17 protein-coding genes are annotated in these 20,185 nt (G+C 61.1%); 9 read left to right on the forward strand and 8 right to left on the reverse strand.

Features of this window, described 5'->3' with window-relative positions:
• Positions 1–18: 18 nt before the first annotated feature.
• From XMD517_RS14955 to XMD517_RS14965, 3 genes are all read right to left on the reverse strand, one after another.
• Positions 19–396, reverse strand: a complete 378-nt coding sequence (locus XMD517_RS14955; RefSeq protein WP_217360418.1) for a VOC family protein — start codon at positions 394–396, stop codon at positions 19–21.
• A gap of 158 nt (positions 397–554) precedes the next feature.
• Entirely contained in the window at positions 555–1,316 is a 762-nt protein-coding gene (locus XMD517_RS14960; RefSeq protein ID WP_173485351.1) for a hydroxypyruvate isomerase family protein, read from the reverse strand.
• On the reverse strand, positions 1,316–1,948 hold the full coding sequence (locus XMD517_RS14965; RefSeq protein ID WP_173485352.1) for a DUF1285 domain-containing protein: 633 nt from the start codon (positions 1,946–1,948) through the stop codon (positions 1,316–1,318). Before XMD517_RS14965 ends, XMD517_RS14960 begins: the two co-directional genes overlap by 1 nt.
• 229 nt (positions 1,949–2,177) lie before the next feature.
• Between XMD517_RS14965 and XMD517_RS14970 the strand changes: the two genes are divergently transcribed.
• From XMD517_RS14970 to XMD517_RS15010, 9 genes are all read left to right on the forward strand, one after another.
• Positions 2,178–3,185, forward strand: a complete 1,008-nt coding sequence (locus XMD517_RS14970) for a MoxR family ATPase (protein ID WP_173485353.1) — start codon at positions 2,178–2,180, stop codon at positions 3,183–3,185.
• Entirely contained in the window at positions 3,182–4,042 is an 861-nt protein-coding gene (locus XMD517_RS14975) for a DUF58 domain-containing protein (RefSeq protein ID WP_173485354.1), read from the forward strand. The genes XMD517_RS14970 and XMD517_RS14975 overlap by 4 nt, the downstream gene beginning before the upstream one ends.
• Positions 4,042–6,870 (forward strand): DUF4159 domain-containing protein, encoded by a 2,829-nt coding sequence (locus tag XMD517_RS14980; protein ID WP_173485355.1) that lies wholly within the window; start codon positions 4,042–4,044, stop codon positions 6,868–6,870. Before XMD517_RS14975 ends, XMD517_RS14980 begins: the two co-directional genes overlap by 1 nt.
• A complete protein-coding gene (locus XMD517_RS14985) occupies positions 6,867–8,972 on the forward strand; it encodes a hypothetical protein (RefSeq protein ID WP_173485356.1) in 2,106 nt (701 codons plus the stop codon). Before XMD517_RS14980 ends, XMD517_RS14985 begins: the two co-directional genes overlap by 4 nt.
• A 155-nt stretch (positions 8,973–9,127) precedes the next feature.
• Entirely contained in the window at positions 9,128–10,573 is a 1,446-nt protein-coding gene (locus XMD517_RS14990) for an FAD-linked oxidase C-terminal domain-containing protein (protein WP_173485357.1), read from the forward strand.
• Positions 10,574–10,633: 60 nt separating this feature from the next.
• The gene (locus XMD517_RS14995; RefSeq protein ID WP_173485358.1) at positions 10,634–11,758 is read left to right on the forward strand and encodes an FAD-binding protein; all 1,125 of its coding nucleotides are present in this window, start codon (positions 10,634–10,636) and stop codon (positions 11,756–11,758) included.
• A 1-nt stretch (position 11,759) separates the two neighbouring features.
• Positions 11,760–13,046, forward strand: coding sequence for a glycolate oxidase subunit GlcF (gene glcF / locus XMD517_RS15000; RefSeq protein WP_173485359.1), 1,287 nt, complete (start codon positions 11,760–11,762; stop codon positions 13,044–13,046).
• Between the two features lie 94 nt (positions 13,047–13,140).
• Positions 13,141–13,968: a serine protease gene (locus XMD517_RS15005; RefSeq protein WP_173485360.1), complete on the forward strand. Its 828-nt coding sequence runs from the start codon at positions 13,141–13,143 to the stop codon at positions 13,966–13,968.
• Positions 13,969–14,104: 136 nt separating this feature from the next.
• Positions 14,105–14,560, forward strand: a complete 456-nt coding sequence (locus XMD517_RS15010) for an Hsp20 family protein (protein ID WP_173485361.1) — start codon at positions 14,105–14,107, stop codon at positions 14,558–14,560.
• A 133-nt stretch (positions 14,561–14,693) separates the two neighbouring features.
• Here the strand turns inward: XMD517_RS15010 and XMD517_RS15015 are convergent, their stop codons facing one another.
• The 5 genes from XMD517_RS15015 to XMD517_RS15035 all read right to left on the reverse strand — a co-directional run bounded on the left by XMD517_RS15015 (position 14,694) and on the right by XMD517_RS15035 (position 20,119).
• Positions 14,694–16,172: an NAD-dependent succinate-semialdehyde dehydrogenase gene (locus XMD517_RS15015; RefSeq protein ID WP_173485362.1), complete on the reverse strand. Its 1,479-nt coding sequence runs from the start codon at positions 16,170–16,172 to the stop codon at positions 14,694–14,696.
• Between the two features lie 318 nt (positions 16,173–16,490).
• Complete coding sequence (locus tag XMD517_RS15020) at positions 16,491–17,501, reverse strand: P1 family peptidase (protein ID WP_173485363.1); 1,011 nt, start codon at positions 17,499–17,501, stop codon at positions 16,491–16,493.
• A gap of 186 nt (positions 17,502–17,687) precedes the next feature.
• Positions 17,688–18,428 (reverse strand): SDR family oxidoreductase, encoded by a 741-nt coding sequence (locus XMD517_RS15025; protein WP_173485364.1) that lies wholly within the window; start codon positions 18,426–18,428, stop codon positions 17,688–17,690.
• Between the two features lie 80 nt (positions 18,429–18,508).
• Positions 18,509–19,684 carry a winged helix-turn-helix domain-containing protein gene (locus XMD517_RS15030; protein ID WP_173485365.1) on the reverse strand — a complete coding sequence of 392 codons (1,176 nt, stop codon included), beginning with the start codon at positions 19,682–19,684 and terminating at the stop codon, positions 18,509–18,511.
• A complete protein-coding gene (locus XMD517_RS15035) occupies positions 19,685–20,119 on the reverse strand; it encodes a thioesterase family protein (RefSeq protein WP_173485366.1) in 435 nt (144 codons plus the stop codon).
• Positions 20,120–20,185: the final 66 nt, after the last annotated feature.

Raw genomic sequence — 20,185 nt, forward strand, 5'->3', positions numbered from 1 at the left:
TGCGGGGGCCGGGTTGGTTTAGGTCGTTTTCGGCTCGAACAGGCCTATCGTATTGCCATCAGGGTCGGTGGCATAGACAAAACGTCCATAGGGGATTTCCACCGGATCACTGCTGATTTTGCCCCCCGCCTTTTCCCAGGCCTTGCAGGCGTCTTCCAGGGGGCAGGTCAGGTTGATATGCACGATATTGCCGGTGCCTGACGCTGCGGGAGTGCCTTCGTAAAGATTGCCCCCGACCGTGTCCATGCGCCCCCCCAGAACGGCCATCGGCGCGGGGCTGTTCGTGTCGATCTCCATCGACCAGCCAAAGGCCGCATTGTAAAAGGCCACGGCTTTTTGCAGGTTGCGGACGGGAATTTCGGTCCAGACCACAAGCGGGGCAGGTTGGGTGTCCATGTCATATCTCCTTATCTGATGTGATAAAAACAGTGTGACACAGCCCTGCTGACAGCGTTCTGTCAGGAGCCTTGGGCCGGGCGGTTTTTTCTTATGTAAGCCGCAAGGTGACGGTCATGGTCATGGTCATGGCCACGGTCGGGGTGGGCAAGGTGGTTTCAGCCCAGACCGTCGGTCAACCAGATCAGCCCTGACTGGGTCTGCGCCGTAGGGTGGTATTCGCCGCTGACCCAGCCATTATACCCTTCACGGTCCAATTGCCGAAACCAGCGCGGATAGTCGAATTCGCCCCGGATCGGTTCCTTGCGATCCGGTATGCCACCCACCTGGATGTGGCGCACCAGATGGCGGTGTGCGGCCCAGCAGCCCAGCACATCCCCGGTGATGCGATCTGCATGATAGGCGTCAAACTGCAGGCCCAGATTGGGGGCGTTGACCTCGGCAATTACCTCGGCCGCCTGATCAAAGGAGTTGAGGAAATATCCCGGCATGTCATCCGTGTTGATCGGTTCGATGGTCAGGCTTTGCCCGGGGGCCATCCGGGCCGCCCATTTCAGGTTTTCGACATAGGTCCTGTGTGCAACAAGCCCCTCGGCCTTGCCTGCCATAATGTGGATGTGGCTGGCTTGAAAAGCTTTTGCATAGCGCAGGGTGCGTTTGAAATCATACTGAAACCGTTGCTGCCCATTTGGCGTTGCTGCAAAACCACGCGCCCCCCCGGTGTAGTTTGGTGGCGGAGTGTTGATCAGCACCATATGCAACCCGTTTGCGATCAGCTGCCGTGTCACCAGCTGGGCGGCGTCATCATAGGGAAACAGCACTTCCACAGCCTGAAACCCCGCCTCTGCCGCGGCCTGAAAACGTTCCAGAAACGGAAGCTCCTTGAACAGGAAGGTCAGGTTGGCTGCAAAACGAGGCATCAGGGGGTAAGCTCGTCAGCGGGGGTGATCGGGAAGAAAACCCCGTCGGACCAGAGGCCATACCAGCGTGTTCCCTCCAGCTCATGTGGGCAGGCCAGATCCATCAGACGATAAAAGGTCTTGCGGTCAATGCGGGCATCCAGATTGCCACGCACCCGCACATAGGGGCGCGGCGCACCGTCAGGTCCATCCAATTCAATCCTCAGCGCCGCCGCGGGGCCGGCGGTGGTGGTGTCCCCCAAATTGGTGGTGAAGGTCAGGCGTTGATCGTGCCCTTCCCCCGTCACATCGACATCTTCGGCGATGAAGGGCACATCCTCCACCTGAATGCGAAACCGTTCAACCGGGGTGACCAGCATATAGCCCGCCTCGTTGCCGTCTTCGCCCGTGTCATATCGCAAGATTGAGGCAAACAGGCGCACCAGCCCAGGGCGGGTGATCGGGCGCCCCTCGTGGATCCACGCTCCGTCACGGGTGATGCGCATATCCATGTCCCCCGAAAAGGCAGGATGCCACAGATGCACCGGCGGCGGGCCTTTGGGCGCGGCCAGCTTAACCGCCTCTGACAAGCGTTTGGCGTCCGGTCCGGCCCCTGCCACCGGCGATTTCCCGTCACTTGGCGCTTTTGTCATTTGTTCCCCGCGAGTTTTCGGACTTAAATACAAGCTAAAGCGTTTCGACGTTCACCTGAGACAGGGAAAGGTCGAAGCGCTGCAAGAGATATCAAAGTTATGGGCGTTTCGGAATAACCATGTGTCACAAGTTTATCCCGAAACGCTTTAAAGTGTTTGCGGATCAAGATGAAGCACCGACAGCTGCCCCAATTGTTTTGCTGCGACATTTTCACGAAAGGGAGGGTTCATGGATCAGGGTATTTCCGACCACGGCATCGTGGCTGAGCTGGAGGCGCTGGGCGAGAAACTCGTCTCTGCAAAGGGGGAAATCACGCGCCAGATCATCGGTCAGGATTTGGTGGTGGAACAGGCGCTTGCGGCCCTTCTTGCCGGCGGGCATGCGCTGTTGGTTGGGCTGCCCGGATTGGGGAAAACCCGACTGGTTGAAACCATGGGCGCGGTGATGGGGCTGCGTGATCGTCGCATTCAGTTCACCCCGGACCTGATGCCCGCCGATATTCTTGGCGCCGAGGTGCTTGAAGAAGGGGATGACGGGCGACGTCATTTCCGGTTCGTCAAAGGTCCTGTCTTTTGTCAGCTTTTGCTGGCGGATGAGATCAATCGCGCCAGCCCCCGCACCCAGTCGGCCCTGTTGCAGGCGATGCAGGAACGTGAGGTTTCGGTCGCAGGCCACACCCATGCGCTGCCCGCCCCGTTCCATGTGCTGGCAACCCAGAACCCGCTGGAGCAGGAGGGCACCTATCCCTTGCCCGAAGCGCAGCTTGACCGGTTCTTGCTGCAAATTGATGTTGATTACCCCAATCGCGCAGATGAGCGCGCAATCCTCTTGGCCACTACCGGTGAGGCCGAAACCGCGACACGTCAGGTCCTGACACAAGATGAGCTTCTCCGGGCGCAGGAACTGATCCGTCTGATGCCGGTCGGTGACAGTGTGGTCGAAATGATCCTGGATCTGGTGCGTGCCTGTCGCCCGGATGACCCGACCGCGCCTGAGGCGCTGAAAAAGGCAGTCAGTTGGGGGCCAGGGACCCGGGCCGCCCAGGCGCTGATGCTTCTGGTGCGGGCCCGCGCGGCTCTTGATGGGCGGCTGGCCCCGGATGCGGGGGATGTGCACGCCCTGGCGCGCCCGGTCTTAAGCCATCGTATGGCGCTTGGATATGGGGCGCGGGCAGAAGGGGTGGTGCTTTCCGACCTGATTGACACGGTGCTGACCCATATCGGGGCAACCGCATGACCGCCGCGGGCACCTCTGGCCAGTTGCGCGCGGCTGCGCAATTGACCGAGGGGTTGCCCTCACTTCTGCTGGCGGCCCGTCACCTTGCGGATACGGTGCAGCTCGGAGATCACGGGCGCAGGCGGGCCGGGCAGGGGGATGCGTTCTGGCAGTTTCGCACGGCCCAGCCCGGCGACCCGGCGCATCGGGTCGACTGGCGTCGCTCGGCCCGTTCGGATCAGGCCTTTATCCGTGACCGGGAATGGCAGGCCGCTCAGACGGTGATGATCTGGGTGGATCCTGCGGCGTCGATGGGGTTCAGTTCAGAGCGAAACCTGCCCAGCAAAGGCGCGCGCGCACAGCTGATTTCCCTTGCCGCGGCCCTTTTGTTTCTGCGTGCGGGGGAGCGGGTGGGGTTTGTCGGTGACGCACGCCCACCCATGCTAGGAGAAGGGCGCCTGCCGTCCCGACTGGATGGGTTGACCATGGCCCCCGCAATGCCAGACTATTTTCCACGCCGCGCCCGTGCGCTGATCCTGACCGATGGATTGGCGGACCCAGAAACCTATTTGGGCGCGCTGGAGCAGGCCGCTCAGGCCCGTGTGAAAGGGGCCTTCCTTCAGGTGCTGGATCCGGCAGAAGAACACTTCCCATACACCGGGCGCACCCTGTTCATGGATATGCTGGACAGCCCCCGTTATGAAACACAGGAGGCTGCTGATCTGCGCGACGCGTATCAGGCGCGGTTGAAAGCCCGTAAAACCCTGCTGTCCGGTGCCTGTGCTCAGGCCGGGTGGGTCTATCATGCCCATGTCACCCACGATGCGCCTGCCGCAGTGCTGATGTGGCTTTATCGTGCATTGGAAGGGGGGGCGTGATGGGCGCGCTGGGGTTTGCATCACCATGGTTGCTGCTGGCCCTGTTGGGGCTGCCCGCCCTGTGGTGGCTGTTGCGGGCCATACCGCCCGCGCCAATCCGGCGCCGTTTTCCAGCGGTCACATTGCTGCTTGGCCTTTCGGATCAGCGGGTAGAGGCGCGTAAAATGCCGCTTTGGCTGCTCTTGCTGCGCCTGCTGGCCCTGGCCCTTGTGATTATTGGCCTCGCGGGGCCGGTTCTGTCGCCGGACAAACCTCGCAGCGCCGAGGGGCCACTGATTGTGGTGATCGACAGTTTCTGGCCCGCTGCCGCGGATTGGGGGCAGCGCGTGGCGGCCGTGGACAAGATCCTGCAACAGGCTGAACAGGCCGGGCAGGTGGCGTTGATTGCCCTGTCCGATCAGGAAACCCTGCCCGCTCTGGCACCCGCCGCCTTCTGGCGGGAACGGCTGGGGACAATGACACCTGTGCCATGGGACGGGGCATACCCGCTGTCCACCCTTGCAGCCCTGCCCGACGGGCACACGGTCTGGATTTCTGACGGGGTGGCGCGGTCAGGGCGTGGCGAAGCGCTTGCGCTGAGAGAGGCGCGTGGCACGGTCGAGGTGATGCAGCCTGAGCGAACGGTTCTGGCGCTTGCCCCGGCGGTGCTGGACGGAAACGATGTGCACCTGCGCGCGCTTCGTATCCCCGCGGGGCCCAGCCTGTCGGCAAAACTGCAGGCCTTTGGCCGTGATCCCATGGGGCAGCTGCGCCTTCTGCACAGTGAAGACGTGGCATTTGTCGCGGGCAACAGCCAGGCCACGATCCGCCTGACCCTGCCACCAGAACTGCGCCACCGGGTGCAACGGTTCGAAGTGTCGGAGGAAGGGGCTGGGGCGTCAATGGGGCGCTCTGCCGGGCAGGTGTCACTGGTGGGAGAGGGGCTGACCCGCCGCCGGGTCGCCCTGCTGGGCGCGCAGGACAGCGAAACGCTTGCGCTTTTGCGACCGGATCATTTCCTTCGCGCCGCACTGGAGCCGACGACCGAAATCGTCGAGGCTCAGCGGTTGGAAGATGCGCTGCGGGCCAGCCCACATGTGATTATTCTGCCCGATGTGCCGTCGATCCCGGAACCGGATCAGCGCGTGCTTGCAGAGTTTGTGGCCGAGGGCGGGCTGCTATTGCGGTTCGCAGGTCCCCGTCTTGCGACGGCCGAGGGCGCGCGCCGCGTGGAAGAGCTGTTGTTGCCGGTGCGCCTGCGGGGGAACGGCCGCGCGGTGGGCGGTGCGATGAGCTGGGGCGCCCCGCAGCACTTGGCCCCTTTCCCCGCGGATGGCCCCTTTGCCGGGCTGCGCGTTCCTGATGATGTCAGTGTCCGGCGGCAGGTGCTGGCGGAACCCGGCCCCGATCTGGCCGAGCGCGTTCTGGCGCGCCTGTCCGATGGCACGCCGCTTGTGACCCGCAAGCTGATAGGGGCGGGGCAGGTGGTGCTGTTCCATGTCGGGGCAAATGCCGAATGGTCCAATCTGGTTCTGTCCGGGCTGTTTGTCGAAATGCTGGAGCGCCTGACCTCGGCCACGGCAACGCAACCCATGACCTTGCAGCCGGGGGACCCGCAGGATTTGCAGACCTCCCTTTGGCAGATGGATGTCGCCCTGAGCGCCTTTGGACAGCTTGAGAGCAGACAGCCCCCGCTCGTGATCAATGGCCAGGAGATGGCCCTGGCCCTGTCGGGGCAGGTGGGGCGCAACACGCCGCCCGGGCTTTATGTCAGCGACGTGCGGCAGAGCGTGATCAACGCCGTGTCATCGGACACCGAGCTTCTGCCCGCCAATTGGCCAACGCGCATCGTGCCGCATTGGGGCGGGGAAACCGGCCCGCGCGAATTCGCCGGGCAGGTGCTTTTGGTGGCGTTCCTGCTGATTTTGCTGGATGGGATTGCAACGCTCTGGGTCTCTGGCCGGATTTTTGGTCAAACCCCTGTAAGGGCGGCGGTCCGGGATGTTCCACGGGTCTTCATCCTGACTGTGATGTTGTCCGGGGCGGCGCTTGTGGTGGTGCCTGATCGTGCGCGTGCGCAGGGGGCGGGGGCAGACGAGGCTGATGGCGGCAAGGTGGCCCGGGCCGCCGCCGAGGTGACGTTGGCACATGTGTTGACGGGGGATGCCGATCTGGACCGGCTGGCTCGGGCGGGGTTGACCGGCCTGTCCGAGGCCTTGTTTACACGCAGTTCGGTTGAACCCGCGGCTCCGGTCGGGGTGGACCTTGAGCAAGATGAGCTGTCGGTGTTTCCGCTGCTCTACTGGCCGGTCTCAGAGCAGCAACCCCTGCCGTCCGCATCGGCCTATGATCGGTTAGCGCAATATCTGGCAACGGGGGGGCTGATCTTGTTTGACACCCGTGATGCAGGGCTTGGCGGCGGTGGGGCAGAGACGCGGAAATTGCAGGATCTGGCGGCCCCTTTGTCCCTGCCGCCCCTCGACCCAATCCCGCCCGATCATGTTCTGACACGGAGCTTTTACCTGATCGACAGTTTCCCCGGTCGTCACAGTGGCCCGGTCTGGGCCGAGGCCGCTTCGCGCGGGGCAGAGCAGGTGGAGGGGATGCCATTTCGCCTGCTCAATGACGGGGTGACCCCTGTGATCATTGGTGGAAATGACTGGGCAGGGGCCTGGGCCATCGATCCCGATGGAAGGCCGATCCTGCCGGTGGGACGTGGCTATGCCGGCGAGCGTCAGCGCGAAATGGCGCTGCGGTTCGGGATCAATCTGGTGATGCATGTGCTGACCGGAAATTACAAATCGGACCAGGTGCATGTCCCGGCGCTTTTGCAAAGGTTGGGGCAATGAACGACCCTTTTCCCGATTGGCAGATCCTGTTTGCCCCCCTTCTGCCATGGACGTGGCTGGCATTTCTCGCGGTGCTGGGCGCGGCGTCTCTGGCCGTGGTGGTCTGGCGCAGACTGCCGGGATGGCCGTTGCGCGCCCTTGCGCTGCTGGCGCTGGGCGTGGTGCTGACGGGGCCGAAACTGCAAGAGGAAACCCGCGATCCGCTGCCGGATATTCTGTTGGTGCTGTCTGATGAAAGCGCATCGCAAGGCCTTGGTGACCGGGCGCAGATGCGGGCGCAGGCGCTGGGCTGGCTTGGGCAGGCTGCCGGTGTCGCCCAGCTTGATCTGCGGCAGCATGTGATCCCGACCGCGCCCGGTGACGAGGGCACGTTGCTCATGCCCGTGTTGGACGAGGCGCTTGCGACCCTGCCGCTGGCACAGTTGGCGGGGGTGGTGATCGTTTCTGACGGGGGGCTTCAGGATTTTGAACCCGCTGCCGCGCGCCTGAGCGCGCTTTCCGTGCCGGTGCATCTTCTGCAAACCGGTCGGCAGTCGGATTGGGACCGGCGCCTGACCATCCTGCGGGCGCCGAGGTTTGCCCTGGCAGGAGAGCCTGCGGTGATCCAGCTGAGGGTGGAGGCGCTGGGGCCTTTCCAGCAAGGGCCGGCCGAGCTGCGCCTCTCTGTCGATGGGGCCGCGCCCAGCCGCCATATCATCCCGGTGGGACGGGACATGGAACTTCCCGTCACCCTTGACCATGCGGGGGAGACCGTGGTGCATCTTGAACTTGTGCCGCTTGAGGGTGAGTTGACGGATCGCAACAATCAGGCGGCGTTGCGTATCAATGCAATCCGTGATCGGCTGCGGGTGCTGCTGGTGTCTGGCGAACCCCACCCCGGAACACGCACCTGGCGCAATCTGCTGAAATCAGATGCCTCTGTCGATCTGGTGCATTTCACGATCCTGCGCCCGCCAAACAAGCAAGACGGGGTGCCGGTAAATGAGCTGAGCCTGATCCCCTTTCCGACGCAGGAGCTGTTCATTGACAAGATTGACGAGTTCGACCTGATCATTTTCGATCGGTATCGGCTGCGGGGAATCCTGCCAGGATATTATCTGGAAAGTGTGCGCGATTACGTGGACCGCGGCGGGGCGGTGCTGGTTGCGGCTGGACCGGAATTTGCGGGCGTGGAAAGCCTGTCCCGCTCCCCTCTCGGAGAGGTCCTGCCGGCCCGGCCAACCGGTCTTGTGATCAACGAAGCGATGCGCCCGGAAGTGACCGGGCTGGGCCAGCGTCACCCGGTTACAAGGGCGCTGCAATCCGATACGCCCACCAATAAGCCATGGGGAAAGTGGCTGCGCCATCTGGAGGTTGCGCAAGATAGCGGGCAGGTGGTTATTCAGTCTCCTGCAGGGCGGCCTTTGCTGGCTCTGGACCGCGCAGGCGAGGGGCGCGTGGCGCTGATTGCCACCGATCAGCTCTGGCTCTGGGCGCGGGAGTTTGACGGAGGAGGGCCACAACTGGAGCTTTTGCGGCGGCTGGCCCATTGGATGATGGGAGAGCCGGAGCTTGAGGATGAGGCGCTGAATGTTCGGGAAACCGAAGACGGGGGCATCGTGGTCACCCGGCAGACCCTTGCTGACACGCCGGAGCCCTTATTTGTGCAAACGCCGGAAGGGGAGAGGCAAGAAATGTCGATGCAACCGGACGGGCCGGGACGGTTCATGGCGCAGCTTTCCGGGGAGGGGGGCGCGGCTGAGGGGCGCGCGCAAGGCGTCTACCGGTTCTCACAAGGGGACAAGACGGCGGTCGCGGTGCATGGCGCGGCGGCACCAAAAGAGTTTGCCCAGCCGCTGGTCTCTCCGAACGCGCTCGGGGGCGTTCTTCCCGCAAGGCTCGGCAGGGTCTGGCTGCTCGAAACCGGGATGCCAAGGCTGCGGGCGATAGATGCCGGGGATGTGGTGTCCGGGCGGGGATGGATCGGATACCAGCCACGCAAGGCCTATCTTCGCCGGGATCTGCGGTTGCGGCCTGTGCTGCCTGCGTTTCTGTGGCTTTTGAGTGTCGCAGGCGCAGTGATACTGGCCTGGTGGCTGGAAGGGCGCCGCCGGTCGGGCTGACACTTCGGAATCTGGATCGGTGTGTAGGCGTCCCACCCAGCTGCAACCGGAATTTTGCCCTAAAAGCCTCAATATTGGTGCGCGCTCTTGCTTGCTGCGCTGATTGGTTATAATTTCTTACCAATCAAGTTTTCTAGCCGACCGAGAGAGCCACCATGGATATGCCAAAACCAGATGATAGCGTGCTCGGTCGTAAGGCCAGGATTGTCGGGCGGTTGCAAGCGGCCATGGGGGGCAAGGGCGTCATCCATGACCCGGTTGAACTTCGCGTATATGAGTGTGATGCGCTGACCGCATATAAATGCCCGCCGCTTTGTGCCGTTCTGCCCAGATCCACTGAAGAGGTGGCCGCTGTGATGACGATCTGCTTTGAGGAAAGTGTGCCGGTGGTGCCCCGTGGGGCGGGCACGTCCCTGGCTGGGGGATCCCTGCCGACGGCGGACAGCGTGGTGCTTGGCGTGGCGCGCATGAACGAGGTGCTGGAAACGGATTACGACAACCGTTTTATCCGGGTGCAGGCCGGGCGCACCAACCTCTCGGTGACTGCCGCGGTTGAGGAACACGGGTTTTTCTACGCCCCTGACCCGTCATCGCAGCTGGCCTGTGCCATTTCGGGAAATATTGCGATGAACTCCGGCGGGGCCCATTGCCTGAAATACGGTGTCACCACCAACAACTTGATGGGGGTGAAGATGGTCATGGCCAATGGTGAGGTGGTTGAGATAGGGGGCGCGCATCTGGATGCGGGGGGGCTGGATCTGCTGGGGCTGATCTGCGGCTCAGAAGGCCAGCTGGGCATCGTGACCGAAGCAACGCTGCGCATTCTTGCCAGCCCGGAAGGGGCGCGACCCGTTCTGGTTGGGTTTGACAGCAATGAGGTCGCGGGGGCCTGTGTTTCGGACATTATCAAATCCGGGATCCTGCCCGTCGCGATTGAGTTCATGGATCGACCCTGCATTCGTGCCACCGAGGCGTTCGCGGGCGCAGGTTACCCCGATTGCGAGGCGCTTTTGATCATCGAGGTGGAAGGATCGGAGGGCGAGATCAATGATCAGCTGTCGCGCATCATCCAGATCGCGCGTCGCCACGATCCGGTGGAGATCCGTGAAAGTGGGTCGCCTGAGGAAAGTGCACGGATCTGGTTGGGGCGCAAATCGGCCTTTGGCGCCATGGGGCAGATCAATGATTACATGTGTCTGGATGGGACCATCCCGGTCAGCGCACTTCCCTATGTCCTGAAACGCATTGGCGAGATGAATGCGGAGTACGGGCTGGGTGTGGGCAATGTGTTCCATGCGGGGGACGGCAATATGCACCCACTGATCCTGTTTGATGCCAACAAACCCGGGGACCTTGAAAAATGCGAAGCATTTGGCGCGGATATCCTACGCCTTTGTGTCGAAGTGGGGGGGTGCCTGACCGGAGAGCATGGTGTGGGCGTGGAGAAGAGAGACCTCATGGAGGTGCAGTATTCAGCCGCGGATCTTGAGGCTCAGATGTCGGTCAAGGATGTGTTCGACCCAGGTTGGATCCTGAACCCTGCGAAAGTTTTCCCCCTTGCGTTGACAGCCGGCCGGCGGGTGGAAGGTGGATTGGAATAAGGGGCGCTGCCCCTCGGCCATTCGGCCTCACCCCGGGATATTTGGAACAAGAAAAAGATGATGACACCTGAGACTGAGGCTGATCTGGCAGAGATTTTGGCAGGCGCGCGCGCGTCTTGGCGCATTCAGGGGGGCGGCACCCGGGATATCGGGGCACCTGTGGAAGGGGAAATGCTGTCCGTCGCGGGGCTGACCGGGGTGACGCTTTATGAACCGGGTGCTTTGACGCTTGTGGCGCAAGCGGGGACGCCGCTGGCGGAGATCGAGGCGTTGCTGGCGTCAGAAGGGCAGCGTCTGGCGTTTGAACCTTCGGATTTTCAGACCCTTCTGGGGGGGGCAGGGGCATCGACCATTGGCGGCGTGGTTGCGTCAAACAGCTCGGGGCCACGGCGCATTCAGGCGGGGGCGGTGCGGGATCATTGCCTTGGGGTGCGATTTGTCGATGGGTGTGGTCGGGTGATCAAGAACGGTGGCCGGGTGATGAAAAATGTCACCGGCTATGATCTGGTCAAGCTGCTGTGCGGATCCTGGGGCACGCTGGGTGTTCTCAGCGAAGTGAGCCTGAAAGTGCAGGCTCTGCCGGAAGCAGAGGTCACACTGGTTGGGAAAGGATTGCGTGACGCAGAGGCGGTGGCGCGCCTGTCTGTTGCTTTGGGATCGCCATATGACGTGACCGGGGCGGCCTGTGTTGGTGGTGAAACACGGGTGCGGGTTGAGGGGCTGGCTGCTTCGGTTGCCTACCGTGCGCGCGCGCTTCAACAGGGGGTGCTGCGGGGGTTTGACCTGGTGGAGGGAGAGGCCTCCTCTCGCCGTTGGGAGGAGCTGCGTCAGGTGGCGCCGTTTGCCGATAAACCCGGTGCGGTCTGGCGCATCTCGGTGAAACCTTCGGATGGGCCAGTTCTGGTGCGCGCGCTGGCATCCATCGAACCGGAGGTGATGTATGACTGGGGCGGGGGGCTTGTCTGGATGCGTGTTGATGAGGGGCAAGAGGCGTTTGCCTCGCTGATCCGGTCCGAAGTGAACCGTCTGGGCGGTCATGCGCTTTTGGTTCGGGCATCGGCCGCGACGCGTGCAAAGGTGCCGGTTTTCCCGCCAGAGCCTGCACCGCTTGCAGCCATAAGTGCCGCGCTGCGCAAGAGATTTGATCCAAACGGGGTGCTGAACTCCGGCCTGATGGGGGGCTGAGATGCAAACGCATTTTACCGAAGAGCAGTTGAAGGATCCGGCCATCGAACGGGCCAATGAGATCCTGCGCGCCTGTGTGCATTGCGGGTTCTGCACCGCGACCTGCCCGAGTTACCAGGTTCTGGGCGATGAACTTGATAGTCCGCGGGGGCGGATCTATCTGATCAAGGATATGCTGGAGGCCGGGCGACCAGCTGATGCCAGAACCGTGGAACATGTGGATCGGTGCCTGTCTTGTCTGGCCTGTATGTCCACTTGCCCGTCGGGGGTGCATTACATGCATCTGATCGACCATGCGCGCGCTCACATCGAAAAGACCTACAGGCGCCCGTTTCTGGATCGGCTGCTGCGCTGGGCGCTGGCAAAGATCATCCCCTTTCCCCGCCGGTTTCGCGCAGCGATGACGCTGGCGCGGGCAGGACGCCCCTTACGTGGCCTCCTGCCGGATCCCCGTCTCAGGGCAATGTTAGAGATGGCGCCACCGAAACTGCCACGCCCCTCGGCCAATGATCAGCCGCAGGTATTCCCGGCGAAGGGTGCACGCAGGAAGCGCGTCGCCTTGCTGACCGGATGTGCGCAGAAGGCGCTGGATACGGATATCAATGACGCGACCATCCGGTTGCTCACCCGGTTGGGATGCGAGGTGGTGATTGCCCGTGATATGGGCTGTTGTGGTGCGCTGACCCACCATATGGGCAAGGAGGAGGATAGCCACGCACAGGCGGCGCGCAATATCCGGGCCTGGATGGCGGAACATAATACGGCGGGGCTGGACGCAATTGTCATCAACACATCCGGTTGCGGGACAACGGTGAAGGACTATGCCCATATTTTTCGCAACGCACCGCTGGCAGAGGATGCGGCCAAAGTGTCTGAGCTGGCCTGTGATGTGACCGAACTTTTGATGGAGCTTGAGCTTCCAGAGCGACAAATGGGCCTGCGGGTGGCCTATCATTCTGCGTGTTCGCTGCAGCATGGCCAGCAGGTCAAAACACCGCCGAGGCGTTTGCTTGAACGGGCCGGGTTTGAGGTGGTTGACCCCAAGGACCCGCATTTATGTTGCGGGTCCGCAGGAATCTATAATATTTTGCAGCCTGATATTTCGGCACAATTGAAGGCGCGCAAAATCGAAACGCTTGAGGCGCGGGCGCCGCAGGTGATTGCGGCGGGAAATATCGGCTGCATGTTACAGATTGGTTCGGGAACCGAGGTGCCGGTTGTGCATACGGTTGAGCTTCTGGATTGGGCAACTGGCGGGCCACAACCTCGGAAATTAATTGCTCTTTAACCCGCTTTAAACGTTTTTGGGTTTTCCTGAGATAGAGTTTGCCCCTAAGCTGCCCCCATGAGAGGGCACTCAATGCCCCGGTTGAGGCAAAGACATGAAGAAACTATTCGCGTTTGTCGCGGTGGTGCTGTGGTTCACAGGGCCGCTTGGGGCATCCGATCCATCCCCTCTGCAGAAACTGATGACCGGTGATGACAGCCGGGGCTGGGAAGCTGTCGGGCGTCTGAATATGGCAGGTGACAGTTTCTGCACCGGCGCGCTGATCTCCGAAAACCTGGTTCTGACGGCGGGCCATTGCATGTTCGACAAGGTGACCGGGCGGCAATATGAAGCGGATGAAATCGAGTTTCTGGCCGGGTGGCGCAATGGGCGCGCGTCGGCCTATCGCGGGGTGCGCCGTGCGCTTGTTCATCCGAAATTTGCCTTCAAGGATCTGAACAATGCGGCAAGAGTGGTCAATGACCTTGCCTTGCTGGAACTGGATCAACCCATTCGAAAATCTTCGGTCAAGCCGTTTGCAACGCTCCACCGTCCGCGCAAAGGGGCAGAGGTTGGCGTTGTTTCTTATGCGCATGATCGTGCCGAAAGCCCGGCTTTGCAGGAAACCTGCCAGGTTCTGGCACGCCAGTCCGGTGTGCTTGTCATGTCCTGTGAGGTGGATTTCGGCTCTTCCGGCGCCCCTGTCTTTGTGGTGGAAAATGGCGAGCCGCGCATTGTGTCGGTGATTTCAGCCAAAGCCATGGTGCGCGATATCCCCGTGTCTCTCGGCACCAATCTCGAAGCACCGCTGGCTGAGCTGAAATCCATTCTGGCACGTGGTGACGGGATGTTTGAGCAGGTCGAGACCACATCCACCCCCAATGTGCGGCGACTGGAGCTGGAACCAAACCGGGGTGGCGGGGCGAAATTTGCCCGCCCCTGAGGGTGCTCAGCCGCCTCTTGAAAGCGATAAAAACACGCCTACATCCTGATTGCAGGTGCCGCAGTGGCGGGCCTGTGTTCTGCCTGTCCCATAAGGGAAGGCGCAAATCTGATGTCGCTTTTGGAAAGGACACCCTATGCGAAATTTTGACCTGACTCCGCTGTACCGTGCTACGGTTGGATTTGATCAAATTGCCGACCTGATGGACCGCGTGCTGACCAACGAAGGCAGCCGTGACAGCTACCCCCCTTATAATATTGAAAAGACCGATGACGATGCCTGGCGTATTTCCGTCGCCGTTGCCGGGTTTTCAGAAGATGAGCTGGGCGTTGAAGTGCGGGAAAATGCGCTGCTGATTTCGGCCAGGAAACCCCCCGAAGATGGCAACCGGACCTATCTGCACCGTGGCATTGCCACCCGTGCCTTTGAACGTCGCTTCCACCTTGCCGATCATGTGCGGGTGACCGGGGCCAGCCATGAACATGGGATGTTGCATATCGACCTGACCCGCGAGGTGCCAGAAGCCCTGAAACCACGCCAGATTGAAATCAATGGGCCGAAAGCCGTTGAAAGCAAGGCGGTTGAGGTCTGACCCATCTGTCAAAGTGACTGCCGCAAGGGCGTGGGGAACACCCCGCGCCCTTTTTTCTGAGACTGCAAAACGAGATGAGCGCAGCACAAAAAAAGAGGGCCAAATGACCCTCTTTTTCTTTATTTATAGCGATTTACACCGACATGCAGATATATTTCATCTCAAGGTAATCCTCGATCCCATGACGTGATCCTTCGCGTCCCAGACCCGATTGCTTGACCCCGCCAAAAGGGGCCACCTCGGTTGAAATGATGCCGGTATTTACACCGACAATGCCATATTCCAACTCTTCCGCCACTTTGTAGACGCGGCTCAGATCCTTGGCGAAGAAATAGCTGGCGAGGCCGAAAATCGTGTCATTGGCCTGGGCGATCACATCGTCCTCGTCCTTGAACTTGAACAGCGGCGCAAGTGGCCCGAAGGTCTCATCTGAGGCAAACGCCATTTCCTTTGTGGCACCTTTCACAATGGTTGGTTCAAAGAACAGCCCACCAAGGTCATGCGCCTTGCCACCAAGGATCACCTCGGCCCCTTTTGAGGTCGCGTCCGCGATATGCTCTCGAACCTTGTTGACCGCACCTTCGTTGATCAGCGGGCCAAGGGCGACCCCTTCATCCAGCCCATCCCCCACCGGCAGGGCCGCAACCGCTTTGGCAAGTTTTTCGGCAAAGGCGTCATAGACCCCTTCCTGCACGTAAATCCGGTTGGCACAGACACAGGTCTGGCCGTTATTGCGGAATTTGCAGGCAATGGCCCCTTCGACAGCCGCATCGAGATCCGCGTCATCAAACACGATGAACGGGGCGTTTCCACCCAGTTCCATTGAACATTTCATCACCTGATCTGCGGCTTGCCCCAGCAGGATCCGACCCACACCGGTCGATCCGGTAAAGGTCAGTTTGCGCACCTTGTGGTTTTCACAAAACTCCTTGCCAATGTCAGACGCGCGCGAGCTGGGCACCACGTTGAACACACCGGCAGGCAGCCCGGCACGCTCCGCCAGAACAGCCAGCGCAAGGGCGGACAGCGGGGTCAGTTCCGCAGGGCGAGCCACAAAGCCGCAGCCCGCTGCAATCGCCGGGCCGCATTTGCGGGTGATCATCGCATTGGGGAAGTTCCACGGCGTGATCGAGGCCGCCACACCAATCGGCTGCTTGATCACCATCAGGCGCTTGTCGGGCTGGTGGCCGGGGATGGTTTCACCGTAGATACGCTTGGCTTCTTCCGCAAACCATTCGATGAACGAGGCCCCATAGGCAATTTCGCCCATGGCTTCTGCCAGTGGCTTGCCCATTTCAGCGGTCAGGATAATGGCCAGATCTCCCTGGTTTTCCATCATCAGCTCATACCAGCGGCGCATGATATTGGCGCGCTCTTTGGCGGTGCGTTTTGCCCATTTGCGGCCCTCGATATCGGCGGCCTCGATGGCACGGGCCACTTCGACCCGGCTCAGATCCGCCACCTGCGCGATTTCCGTGCCGCGCGCCGGGTTGGAGACGGTGAATGTTGCACCATCGTCCGCGTCGATCCACTGGCCATTCACATAGGCGCGGGTTTCGACCAGCGAGGGGTCTTTCAGAAGGCTTTTCAGCTCAGTTGCATTGACGGCCATGTGCTTCTCCCATTTCACGTTTTCGAGCGGATGCGAAATTTGATATGGGCATCCCTGCGCGAACGCGTCAAGTAAATTTGATCATATCCGCAGGGCGGTATGTGAAACGGACATATCTTACTGTTTGGAGGATTTCATCCAGAAAGGCCGGAGCAATCCAGACTTCTTGAGAGATCCTTCTGTGATTGCAGAAATGTTTCGAAGATTGGCCCGGATATGCCCCGGTTTGCGCAGAGTATCTATGGCCTGGATCAAGTTTGCGGTGAAAGTCACAGCACCATCAGCACGTTCAGCGCCTGTTGGGCACCATCCACCTTGCTAACCTTTATTGCCAAATCGCGTGCTCCAACTGGGCAGAAGATCTCCTTCAGAAGGGGTGGCGGCATGGACTGCGCGCGCTATGGCCCGGGCAAGGCAGGTGGCCGCCGCATGGCCCAGGCGAAGGGTGTCAAATTCCCCGGCTTCAAGATCAATTTGCCCCGTGGCCGCGGTAAAAATCAAATCCCCATCAAACGGCGTGTGGCTGGGATGGATTGCACGTGCCATGCCGTCATGGGCAGCTGTCGCCATGCGCATGGCCTGGGCCTGTGTCAGCTTGGCATCCGTGGCGACAATGGCAATGGTGGTGTTTTCTCCGAGACTGGTCTCCGGCGTGGGTTCCACCTGTGGATCATGCCGACCAGAGCCCAACCCTCCGAACTCAGCCCCCATTTCCCAAGGGGCGGCCCAGAACTCCGGCCCATCCCCCATTGTGACCGCCCCCAACGCGTTTACGGCAACCAGCGCCCCCACAGTGATCCCATTGTCCAACACCAAAGAAGACGACCCCAACCCGCCCTTCAGCGCGGTTCCAAAGGCTTTTCCAACCGTTGCGCCGCAACCTGCCCCGACGGATCCCAGTGAAAAGACTGGATCAGCAGCCCTCAGAGCAGCGATGCCGAGCGCCTTGTAAGGGTTCTCCTCCCACGCCTTGTCCCCCCCGTTCATCAGATCGAACAGGATGGCCCCGGGGACAATCGGAACCGTCTGGGTGCCCACCCGAAATCCGCGTCCGTCTGCGCGCAAACCATCGGCCACGCCCGATGCCGCATCCAGCCCAAAGGCCGACCCGCCGGAAAGCACCAACGCATCCACCTGTTGCACCAGCTTGTCCGGGGCTAAAAGATCTGTCTCTCGTGTGCCAGGCGCCCCGCCCATGACTGAAACCGCCGCCGTGAAGGGCGCGTCCCCCACCAGAACCGTGGCACCCGTTTTGACTGCCTGATCTTCGGCATTGCCAACCCGCAATCCCGCCACATCCGTTATCAGATTTCGTGCACCCGGCTTCATGAAACCCTCTTTTCCTCTTGTTCCAAATATCCCGGGGTGAGGCCGCAAGGCCGAGGGGCAGCGCCCCTTTCCCCTAAAGGGTTCCGCCAAAAACCTGTATGACGGGTTTGTGGCGGAACGCGCGAAACGCTCGTATGTTGCGTCGCGTCCTACCTTATCCCTACTGCAGGTATAAGGCGGGACGCTTTAAATACAGCGCCCACCATCCACTTCCAGCGCAACCCCCGTTACCATGCTCGCTTCATCTGAACACAAAAAACAGGCCGCATTGCCCATGTCCTGCGGGGTAGAGAACCGGCCGATCGGTATGGTTGCCAGAAACTTGGCGCGCATCTCGGGGGTGTCCTCCCCCATGAAGCTTGCCAAAAGCGGCGTGTCCCCCGCCACCGGGCAAATGGCATTGACCCGCACCCCCGCTGGGGCCAGTTCAACCGCCATGGTCTTGGTGGCGGTGATCATCCAGCCTTTTGACGCATTGTACCAGTTGAGCTTCGGGCGCGGGCTTATTCCGGCCGTTGAGGCCACATTCAGGATTGCGCCATGCCCGGCCTTTTTCATCATCGGCACAAAGGCACGCGCGGTGAGGTAGACAGATTTTGCATTCACCGCGAACACGCGGTCAAACTCCTCTTCCGTCACCTCTTCCATCGGTTTCGGCAAATGGGTGATACCGGCATTATTGACCAGAATATCAACATGGCCCCAATGCCTGCGGGCGGCCTCGGCCATCTCATCCACGCTGTCTGAACGCGACACATCCACGCGTTGGGCAATCCCCCCCAGCTCTTGTGCAAGCGTTTTAGCTTCGGGGGCATTCAGGTCTGCCACCATCACCTCTGCGCCTTCGGACGCAAATTTGCGGGCAATCCCGGCCCCAAAGCCTGAGGCCGCCCCGGTTACAATCGCCGTCTTTCCCTTAAGTCGCATGGGCAGGCCCCCGAAGTCCTTGATTTCAAATCTCTTGTCATTACCTTGCGACGCTTTCATCGGGCTGGCAAGGGCAACCCTCAGGGGAGGTGCCAGGTGACCCGCTCAAGCCCTGCAAACCGGGCAAATCGCGCAAGTTCCGCCTCCAGCTTGCCGCGTCGCTGCGCGCCCCAGCGCACGCCCTGCTCTGGCCAGAACCCAATCACGCTCAACGTTCCTTTCTTGCGATCGGCCTTCAGCTCCATCCGCCCCACAAAGCGTGCCCCTTCCAGCAGGGGATAGACGTAATAGCCCCATTTCCGCTGCGCCTTGGGCACGAACATTTCATTGCGATACTCAAATCCAAAGATCTGTTCGGTGCGTTTGCGGTCGCGGATCATCGGGTCAAACGGGTTGAGGATACGCAGCCGTGACGTGGGCGGAGGGGCATTTTGCAGCCGGGTTTCGATATCCGGATGTGCCAGACCCGACCGGCGCGTGCCATCTGCACAGACCACGTCAACCGGAACAAGATCTTTTTGCGCCTCCGCCCAGAGTTTCGCCTCCCGCGCCGACATGGCGTCCCAAAATCGCTGGATCTCTCCCGCCGTGCCAATGGTCAGCCGATCCATCGCGGCGCGACACAGCCAGTCCACCGCTTCGGCGTCCTCAACCGGATCTTGTGCCAGCAAAGCCGTAGGCAAGACCTCTGGGAACACCCGCGTGCCCAGATCGTAGAATTTCACGAAATTTCTGCGGTGGCAGGTGGCCAATGTGCCGCCATACCACATCTGGTCGAGCGCCTTTTTATGGGGCGGGCGCGCCCACATCTCGCGCGAGGCCACCTTGGTGTCGAAAGCGTGGGTCGAAAGCGGCCCTTCCTCCTCAATGCGTTTGAGAATGGCGGCAATCTGGTCCTGTGCCAGTTTCGACTGATACCAGTCATGCCGGGCCACATGTTCGCCAAGTCTGCGAAATTGGCGGGTCCAGTAGGGCAGCACATTGCCCGCAATCAGGCTGGCATCATGGGTGAAATGTTCAAATAGGTCGCGGCGGGACAAGTGATCCCAGATGCGCCCCTCGCGGTAGTTCTGATTGCGGGACCACAGGATGTGGTTATGGGCGCGGGTCACATTGCGGATCGTGTCGATCTGCACGAATCCCAGCCGGTCGACTATTCCCATGAGGTCGCAAGGCCCGGTGGGTGTGTCGGCCAGGCCATTGGTCCAGATCCACAACCGGCGCAGATCAGCGTTGGAAATCGTCAGCGGCGCCATCTATGCCACCTGCTCGTGATCAATCAGATAGCGGCGCATGTTCTGGGCAAGCGGCGCGTCAATCACCGTGGCTTTGCGCCGCTCAAGGTCCATCAGCACGGCCTTGGCCGTGGCATCAAACAAAAGCGTTTCATCGGTGGCCCTGAACATCTGGTGATGAAATGTTGCGGAGCGACGCCCGATCTCGGTGATGCCAGACCGGATGAAGATCCATTCACCAGGCCGCACCTCCTTGTGAAAGTTCGTGTCGAAATGGACCACGGCAAAGGCCTGCCTGCGCCCGCCGACGATCTGATCCTGTCCGAGGCCGAATGCGGTCATCAGGCCAAGCCCCGCATCCGAGACACAGGCAAAATAGCGGCTGATATTCATGTGACCCAGCATGTCGCAATCGCTTGGGTCCACGATGCGGCGGAACGTTTCGATCATCGGCATTCGGCTCTCCTTGATGGGGTGCGGGTTGGGCGTGCTTCAGGCCCGGAGCGCGTTTTGGCATGATGG

Origin of the sequence: Aliiroseovarius sp. xm-d-517, assembly GCF_013283135.1 — a bacterium.
Taxonomy (GTDB): Bacteria; Pseudomonadota; Alphaproteobacteria; order Rhodobacterales; family Rhodobacteraceae; genus Aliiroseovarius; species Aliiroseovarius crassostreae.

What these genes read in the sequence shown, in the direction of transcription:
- XMD517_RS14975 (WP_173485354.1), top strand. Translation starts at nt 3,182, where the DNA reads ATGACCGCCGCGGGCACCTCTGGCCAGTTGCGCGCGGCTGCGCAATTG.
- XMD517_RS15010 (WP_173485361.1), top strand. Translation starts at nt 14,105, where the DNA reads ATGCGAAATTTTGACCTGACTCCGCTGTACCGTGCTACGGTTGGATTT.
- XMD517_RS15035 (WP_173485366.1), bottom strand. Translation starts at nt 20,119, where the DNA reads ATGCCGATGATCGAAACGTTCCGCCGCATCGTGGACCCAAGCGATTGC.
- XMD517_RS14955 (WP_217360418.1), bottom strand. Translation starts at nt 396, where the DNA reads ATGGACACCCAACCTGCCCCGCTTGTGGTCTGGACCGAAATTCCCGTC.
- XMD517_RS14995 (WP_173485358.1), top strand. Translation starts at nt 10,634, where the DNA reads ATGACACCTGAGACTGAGGCTGATCTGGCAGAGATTTTGGCAGGCGCG.
- XMD517_RS14965 (WP_173485352.1), bottom strand. Translation starts at nt 1,948, where the DNA reads ATGACAAAAGCGCCAAGTGACGGGAAATCGCCGGTGGCAGGGGCCGGA.
- XMD517_RS14990 (WP_173485357.1), top strand. Translation starts at nt 9,128, where the DNA reads ATGGATATGCCAAAACCAGATGATAGCGTGCTCGGTCGTAAGGCCAGG.
- XMD517_RS15025 (WP_173485364.1), bottom strand. Translation starts at nt 18,428, where the DNA reads ATGCGACTTAAGGGAAAGACGGCGATTGTAACCGGGGCGGCCTCAGGC.
- XMD517_RS14985 (WP_173485356.1), top strand. Translation starts at nt 6,867, where the DNA reads ATGAACGACCCTTTTCCCGATTGGCAGATCCTGTTTGCCCCCCTTCTG.
- XMD517_RS15005 (WP_173485360.1), top strand. Translation starts at nt 13,141, where the DNA reads ATGAAGAAACTATTCGCGTTTGTCGCGGTGGTGCTGTGGTTCACAGGG.
- glcF (WP_173485359.1), top strand. Translation starts at nt 11,760, where the DNA reads ATGCAAACGCATTTTACCGAAGAGCAGTTGAAGGATCCGGCCATCGAA.
- XMD517_RS14960 (WP_173485351.1), bottom strand. Translation starts at nt 1,316, where the DNA reads ATGCCTCGTTTTGCAGCCAACCTGACCTTCCTGTTCAAGGAGCTTCCG.
- XMD517_RS15015 (WP_173485362.1), bottom strand. Translation starts at nt 16,172, where the DNA reads ATGGCCGTCAATGCAACTGAGCTGAAAAGCCTTCTGAAAGACCCCTCG.
- XMD517_RS14980 (WP_173485355.1), top strand. Translation starts at nt 4,042, where the DNA reads ATGGGCGCGCTGGGGTTTGCATCACCATGGTTGCTGCTGGCCCTGTTG.
- XMD517_RS14970 (WP_173485353.1), top strand. Translation starts at nt 2,178, where the DNA reads ATGGATCAGGGTATTTCCGACCACGGCATCGTGGCTGAGCTGGAGGCG.
- XMD517_RS15020 (WP_173485363.1), bottom strand. Translation starts at nt 17,501, where the DNA reads ATGAAGCCGGGTGCACGAAATCTGATAACGGATGTGGCGGGATTGCGG.
- XMD517_RS15030 (WP_173485365.1), bottom strand. Translation starts at nt 19,684, where the DNA reads ATGGCGCCGCTGACGATTTCCAACGCTGATCTGCGCCGGTTGTGGATC.